General features: G+C 61.4%; 6 protein-coding genes. All 6 read left to right on the forward strand.

Annotated elements, in window-relative coordinates; all coding sequences use genetic code 11:
* The first annotated feature begins 251 nt into the window (after positions 1–251).
* The 6 genes from rpmI to lepA all read left to right on the forward strand — a co-directional run bounded on the left by rpmI (position 252) and on the right by lepA (position 7293).
* On the forward strand, positions 252–458 hold the full coding sequence (gene rpmI, locus WBF74_RS10755; RefSeq protein ID WP_293212873.1) for a 50S ribosomal protein L35: 207 nt from the start codon (positions 252–254) through the stop codon (positions 456–458).
* Positions 459–485: 27 nt separating this feature from the next.
* Entirely contained in the window at positions 486–842 is a 357-nt protein-coding gene (gene rplT / locus WBF74_RS10760) for a 50S ribosomal protein L20 (RefSeq protein ID WP_424439391.1), read from the forward strand.
* Positions 843–1047: 205 nt separating this feature from the next.
* The gene (gene pheS, locus WBF74_RS10765; protein WP_424439394.1) at positions 1048–2139 is read left to right on the forward strand and encodes a phenylalanine--tRNA ligase subunit alpha; all 1092 of its coding nucleotides are present in this window, start codon (positions 1048–1050) and stop codon (positions 2137–2139) included.
* Complete coding sequence (gene pheT / locus WBF74_RS10770) at positions 2136–4565, forward strand: phenylalanine--tRNA ligase subunit beta (protein ID WP_424439396.1); 2430 nt, start codon at positions 2136–2138, stop codon at positions 4563–4565. The genes pheS and pheT overlap by 4 nt, the downstream gene beginning before the upstream one ends.
* A gap of 26 nt (positions 4566–4591) precedes the next feature.
* Positions 4592–5416, forward strand: coding sequence for an enoyl-CoA hydratase-related protein (locus WBF74_RS10775; RefSeq protein WP_424439398.1), 825 nt, complete (start codon positions 4592–4594; stop codon positions 5414–5416).
* Between the two features lie 74 nt (positions 5417–5490).
* The gene (gene lepA, locus WBF74_RS10780) at positions 5491–7293 is read left to right on the forward strand and encodes a translation elongation factor 4 (protein WP_424439401.1); all 1803 of its coding nucleotides are present in this window, start codon (positions 5491–5493) and stop codon (positions 7291–7293) included.
* Positions 7294–7402: the final 109 nt, after the last annotated feature.

Here is a 7402-nt window from a genome sequence, read left to right on the forward strand (position 1 = left end):
TGAGGCGAAGGAAGCCGAGAAGCCGACGAAGCGCGGTCCCTACAAAAAGCGGGATCAAATTTGAAACTGACCCACTACCCGCGCTTGACCTTCCTGCCTTTTCCCTTATAAATCCGCCACTTCTGGGTGGTCCGGCCTGTAGGGCATGCCGTGACCGCTCGTAATGCCATGACCCGGACCTGCCGATCTTCCGGAATTCTTCAATGAATTCAGGGTCTTCAACGGCGGGTTCCCAAAAGACGGAGAGCAAAATGCCCAAACTGAAGACCAAGAGTGGTGTGAAGAAGCGTTTCAGCTTCACCGCCACGGGCAAGGTGAAGCGCGGCCAGACCGGCAAGCGTCACGGCATGATCAAACGGACCAACAAGCAGATCCGCAATCTGCGCGGCACGACCCTCGTTGCCGAGCCGGATACCAAGCGGATTGTGAAGATTTTCGCGCCTTACGGCCTGAAATAAGGTCCCTCTACTTCAAGGAGAAGTTTCATGTCGCGCGTAAAACGGGGCGTCGCCGCCCATGCCCGGCACCGCAAGATCATCAAGAAGGCAAAAGGCTATTATGGCCGCCGCAAGAATACCTTCCGGGCGGCCAATCAGGCGGTGGAGAAGGCCGGCCAATATGCCTATCGCGACCGCCGCACGCGGAAGCGCAATTTCCGTGCGCTCTGGATCCAGCGTATCAACGCCGGTGTCCGCGAGCACGGCCTGACCTATTCGCGATTTATCGACGGCCTCGCCAAGGCTGGCATCGAGGTGGACCGCAAGGTGCTCTCCGATCTCGCCATCCATGAGCCCGAGGCCTTCAAGGCTCTGGTTGCCCAGGCACAGGCCGCCCTGCAGTAAGGGCTGCGAAGCCAGGCCAGAGCCCGTCACCCGTCCGGGACCCGCGTATCTTTGCGCGGGCCATTCTCGGGGGTGAGGCGGATCGCCGGTCGATATATTCGTTCGCACGCCGTTTCCCTCATGTCGCCCGAGAGCCTGCATCCGCAGGCGCCGGGTGGCATGGGAGAAACGTGTTTTCGCAGAACGATCAGAAGCCGGTGAGAAGATGACCGACAGCGCCAGTCTCGAAAAGCTCGAAGCGGAATTCACCGCCGCGATTGCCAATGCGGCGGATATCGACTCGCTCGAAGCCGTGCGCGTGGCAGCACTTGGCAAGAAGGGCCGCGTCTCCGACCTGATGAAAGGTCTGGGCGGCATGTCGCCGGAAGAGCGCAAGGAAATGGGGCCGAAGCTCAATGGCCTCAAGGACCGGCTGACGGAGGCGCTCGCCGCCCGCAAGGAGGCGCTCAATCAGGCAGCCCTCGAAGCACGCCTCGCCCATGAAAAGATCGATGTGACGTTGCCCGTGCGCGCAAGCGCTCTGGAGCTTGGCCGCATCCACCCTCTGAGCCAGGTCTGGGACGAAGTGGTGGCGATCTTCGCCGATATGGGCTTCGCCGTGGAGCAGGGGCCGGATATCGAGACGGATCACTATAATTTCGGCGCGCTGAACTTCCCCGAAGGTCATCCCGCGCGCGAAATGCACGACACATTCTATTTCGAGCCGGATGAAACGGGCGCGCGCAAATTGCTCCGTACGCATACAAGCCCCGTGCAGGTGCGCACCATGGAAGCGGGCAAGCCGCCTTTTCGCTTCATCTGTCCGGGCCGCACCTATCGCTGCGACAGCGACCAGACGCATACGCCGCAATTCCACCAGATCGAAGGCCTTGTCATTGATGAGGTGACGCATCTCGGCCATCTGAAATGGACGCTGGAAGAATTTCTCCGCGCCTTTTTCGAGGTGGAGGGCGTGGAACTGCGCATGCGCCCGAGCTTCTTTCCCTTCACCGAGCCGTCGATGGAAGTTGATGTGCGCTGCGCGCGTCTCGGCAATGAAATCCGCATCGGCGAGGGTGAGGACTGGCTGGAGATTCTCGGCTGCGGCATGGTCCATCCGAATGTGCTGCGCGCTTCCGGCATCGACCCGGAAAAATATCAGGGCTTTGCCTTCGGTATGGGCCTCGACCGGATTGCCATGCTGAAATATGGCATTCCTGATCTGCGGGCCTTCTTTGAATCCGATCTGCGCTGGCTCCGTCATTACGGCTTCGCCGCGCTCGATGTGCCGACGCTTTCGGGAGGGCTCTCATCATGAAGTTCACTCTCTCCTGGCTGAAGCAGCCGCTTGAAACCGACGCGACGCTCGACGAGATCACCGAGAAGCTCACCATGCTCGGCCTCGAAGTGGAGGGCGTGGATGATCCGGCAAAAAAGCTTTCCGTCTTTTCCGTTGCGAAAGTGCTGGAAGCCGCCCCGCATCCCGATGCCGACAAGCTTCAGGTGCTGAAGGTCGAGGCGCTGGTTGAAGGCGAAGTGAAGCAGTTGCAGGTGGTCTGCGGCGCCCCCAATGCGCGCGCCGGCATGACCGGCATTTTCGCACCGCCCGGTGCCACCATTCCCGTCAATGGCATGGTGCTGAAGCCGACCAAGATTCGCGGCGTCGAATCAAACGGCATGATGTGTTCCGAGCGCGAGCTTGAACTGTCGGAAGACCATGAAGGCATCATCGATCTGAAAGGCAACTTCGCAGTCGGCACGCCCGCAGCGGAAGTGCTCGGCCAGAACGATCCCGTCATCGAAATCGCGATCACGCCGAACCGCCCGGATTGTCTCGGTGTCTATGGCGTCGCGCGTGACCTTGCCGCCGCAGGACTTGGCCGTTTGCGCGAAGGCGATCTCTCGCCGGTTGCAGGACGCTTTGACAGCCCCATCGGCATCGAACTCGACTTCCCCGCGGATGCGGCAGCAGCGTGCCCTGTTTTCGCAGGTCGCCTCATTCGCGGCGTGAAGAACGGGCCGTCGCCGGAATGGTTGCAGAAATGGCTGAAGGCGGTCGGCCTTCGCCCGATCAATGCGCTGGTCGATATCACCAATTTCATCTCGCTTGATCGCGCGCGTCCGCTTCATGTTTATGACGCCTCGAAACTCAAGGGCCATATCCGCGCGCGCCTTGGCCGCAAGGGCGAGAAGCTCCTCGCGCTGGATGGCAAGACCTATGATGTCGAGCCGCATTACTGCGTCATCGCCGATGATGAAAAAGTGCTCGGCTTTGGCGGCGTCATGGGCGGTGAGGAAAGCGGCTCAACCGAAGACACGGTCGATGTCTTTGTCGAGAGCGCCTATTTCGATCCCTATCGCACCGCGCGCACAGGCCGCGATACCGGCATCGTGTCGGATGCGCGCTACCGCTTCGAGCGCGGCGTTGATCCCGCTTTTGTGGTGCCGGGCCTCGAACTCGCAACGAAGATGATCCTCGATATCTGCGGCGGCGAGCCGTCGCATGTCGTTGTTGCGGGCAAGGTGCCTGATACGAAGAAGGTGATCGAGTTCGATACGGGCCGCATCGGCAAGCTCACGGGCCTCGAGCTTGAAAAACAGGAAGCCGTGCGGATTCTCTCAGCACTTGGTTTCGCTGCTGCCGAGGCGGGCGCGAAACTTTCCGTCACCGTGCCGTCATGGCGGCCGGATGTGGATGGCGAGGCAGACCTCGTGGAAGAGGTCGTGCGCGTGCATGGTCTGTCCGAAGTGAAGTCGGTTGCCCTTCCGCGCATTCACGCGGTGGCAAAACCCGTTCTCTCCGCGCGCCAGCGCCGCGACCGTCTCGCGCGCCGCGCCCTTGCTGCGCGCGGCATGGTGGAAGCGGTGAACTGGTCCTTCATTCCCGAAGATCAGGCGGTGCTGTTCGGTGGCGGCGCGCCTGCGCTTAAACTCGCAAACCCGATCTCCGCCGAGATGAGCCATATGCGGCCAAGCCTGCTCGCAGGTCTGGTTGCGGCTGCGGGGCGCAACATGGCGCGCGGTATGCCGGACATCGCCATGTTCGAAGTTGGCCAGCAGTTTGAAAATGACGAGCCTTCAGGGCAGGTGCTTGCGGCAAGCGGCATCCGGCGCGGCACCGCACGACCGGCAGGCGCAGGCCGCCACTGGCAGGGCAAGGCCGGTCCCGTCGAGGCGATGGATGCGAAGGAAGATGCGGCAGCGCTTCTTGCCGCCCTCGGGGCGTCGGTCGCGAGCTTCCAGATCACGGCGGATGCGCCGTCCTGGTATCATCCGGGCCGCTCGGGCACCTTCCGCCTCGGCCCGAAGAATGTGATCGGCTATTTCGGCGAGCTTCATCCCCGCGTGCTTAATGTGATGGATGTGGCAGGCCCGATCGTTGCCTTCGAGATTTTCCCGGACGCGATACCGGAGCCGAAGCGCAAGCCCACAAAGGCAAAGCCGCCGCTCACCCTGTCCGATCTCCAGCCGCTTCGGCGCGATTTCGCTTTCATCGTGGACGAGAAGGTCACGGCAGATCAGGTGCTTCGCGCCGCGCGCGGTGCCGACCGGAAGCTGATCGTCGATGTGTCGCTTTTCGACCTCTTTGAAGGCGGTTCGCTTGGCGAGGGCAAGAAGTCGCTTGCCATTGAAGTGACGCTTCAGCCTGTCGAAAAGACACTGACGGATGAGGAAATCGACGCGGTATCAAAGGCGATCATCGCAGCGGTTGAAAAGGCGACAGGCGGCTCGCTTCGCAAATAGCTGCGCCGAACGGGGAGGGCGACGTCGTGGAACTGAAGACGATCCGCTACGAACTGACGGATGGTATCGCCACAGTCACGCTTTCGCGCCCGAAGCGCCGCAACGCCTGGACGGGGCGGATGCATACCGAGTACCGCTTTGTGCTCGCGGAGGCGGACAAGGACCCTGCCGTCCGGGTCCTCATCGTCACGGGCGATCCCGAAGGCGGTGCCTTTTGCGCGGGTGCCGATATGGCGGCGCTTGAAGGCCATTCCGAAAAGGGTCGCTATGATTCCGGCACCACGGATGACATCGCAAGGCCGGGCTTCGGCGTGGCGCCCGAGTTCGATGCGACCTTCGCCTATCATTTCGGCCTGACGAAACCTGTCATCGCCGCCATAAATGGTGCTGCCGCAGGGGTGGGCCTCGTGCTGGCGGCTTTTGCGGATCTGCGCTTTGCCGTGCCCGGTGCGAAGTTCACGGCGGCGCATGGCCGGTTCAATTTCCCTGCAGAGTTCGGCCTTTCCTGGGTGCTGCCCCGGATCGTGGGGCTGACCCATGCAAACGACATTTTGCTCTCAAGCCGGGTTTTCACCTCGGACGAGGCGATGGAAATGGGCTTTCTGAACAGACTGCTCCCGCCTGAAGAGCTGATGCCCCATGTGATGGATTATGCCCGCAAGCTCGCCGATGGCGTGTCCCCCGGCTCGCTGCGCGAGACGAAACGGCAGATTTACACCGATCTCCATCGGGACGCCGCCACCGCCGTCGCTACGGCGGAGCGTCTGCTGGAAGAGATGATCCGCCATCCCGACTACAAGGAAGGGGTGAAGGCCTGGATGGAAAAGCGCAAGGCCGACTGGCAGGGCTGAGTGCGTCCCAATTGCCGCAATTGGCTTGAACCCTCGCCAGTGCTATATGGGCCTTCCCGAGCATAGAAGGCCCCATGACCGATCTCTCCCATATCCGCAATTTCTCGATCATCGCCCATATCGACCACGGCAAATCGACGCTGGCCGACCGCCTCATCCAGCTTTGCGGCGGGCTGAGCGCGCGCGAAATGAAAGAGCAGGTGCTCGATAATATGGATATCGAGCGCGAACGCGGCATCACCATCAAGGCGCAGACCGTGCGGCTTGATTACAAGGCTGCCGATGGCGAAACCTATGAGCTGAACCTGATCGACACGCCGGGCCATGTGGACTTCGCCTATGAAGTCAACCGCTCGCTTGCAGCCTGCGAAGGCTCGCTGCTGGTGGTGGATGCGAGTCAGGGCGTGGAGGCGCAGACGCTCGCCAATGTCTATCACGCGCTTGATGTGAACCATGAGATCGTGCCGGTTCTGAACAAGATCGACCTGCCGGCTGCGGACCCGGAGCGGACCCGCCAGCAGATCGAGGATGTGATCGGCCTTGATGCCTCGGAAGCGGTGGAGATTTCCGCGAAGAGCGGCATCGGCATTCCCGATGTGCTGGAAGCCATTGTGAAGCGCCTGCCTCCCCCCAAGGGGGATGCAAACGCGCCGCTGAAGGCGATGCTGGTTGATAGCTGGTATGACGCCTATCTCGGCGTCGTGGTGCTGGTGCGCATCATTGATGGCGAGTTGAAGAAGGGCCAGCGCGTCAAGATGATGGGCACGGGCGGCACCTACACCATCGATCAGGTCGGCATCTTCCGTCCGAAAAAGGAAACGGTGGCGAGCCTTACGCCGGGTGAGATCGGATATTTCACCGCCTCCATCAAGGAAGTCGCCGATACGCGTGTGGGCGACACGGTGACGGAGGAAAAACGTCCCTGCGCCGAGGCGCTGCCGGGCTTCAAGCCCGCACAGCCGGTTGTCTTCTGCGGCCTCTTCCCGGTTGATGCAGCGGAGTTCGAAGATCTGCGCGACGCGATGGGCAAGCTCCGTCTCAATGATGCGAGCTTCGAATATGAGATGGAGACGAGCGCGGCGCTGGGCTTCGGCTTTCGCTGCGGCTTTCTGGGCCTGCTCCATCTCGAAATCATTCGCGAGCGTCTGGAGCGTGAGTTCAATATTGATCTCATCACCACGGCACCTTCGGTCATCTATCAGCTGCACATGGTCGATGGCACGGTGAAGGAGATGCACAACCCGGCAGACATGCCGGACCCGACCCGCATCGACCATATTGAAGAGCCATGGATCCGCGCGACGATCCTGGTGCCGGACGAGTTTCTGGGCGCCGTGCTGAAGCTCTGCGAAGACAGGCGCGGCACGCAGATCGATCTCACTTATGCGGGCTCACGCGCCATGCTTGTCTATCGCCTGCCGCTCAATGAAGTGGTGCTCGATTTCTATGACAGGCTGAAATCGGTGAGCCGCGGCTATGCGAGCTTCGACTACCAGATCGAAGGCTATCAGCCGGGCGAACTGGTGAAGATGTCGATCCTCGTCAATGAAGAGCCGGTGGATGCGCTGGCGACGATCGTCCACCGCTCCCGCGCGGAGCAGCGTGGCCGCGTCATGTGCGAGAAGCTGAAGGAACTGATCCCGAAGCACCTCTTCAAGATTCCGATTCAGGCGGCGATCGGCGGTCGCGTCATTGCGCGCGAAACCATCTCGGCCATGCGCAAGGACGTGACGGCAAAGTGCTATGGCGGCGATATCAGCCGCAAGCGCAAGCTTCTGGACAAGCAGAAGGAAGGCAAGAAGAAGATGCTGCAGTTCGGCCGCGTCGAGATTCCGCAGGACGCCTTCATCTCGGCCCTCAAGATGGACGAGAACTGAGCGAGACCTGCGCCTCGCTTCACGCAATCAAAAGGCCGCCCCGAGAGGCGGCCTTTTTTTGTCCGTGCGGAAGAAGCGGGTCAGTCGCCGCGGCGCAGCAGCGCGGCAA

This window comes from Parvibaculum sp., assembly GCF_049672805.1.
In the GTDB taxonomy this organism is placed as follows: Bacteria; Pseudomonadota; Alphaproteobacteria; order Parvibaculales; family Parvibaculaceae; genus Parvibaculum.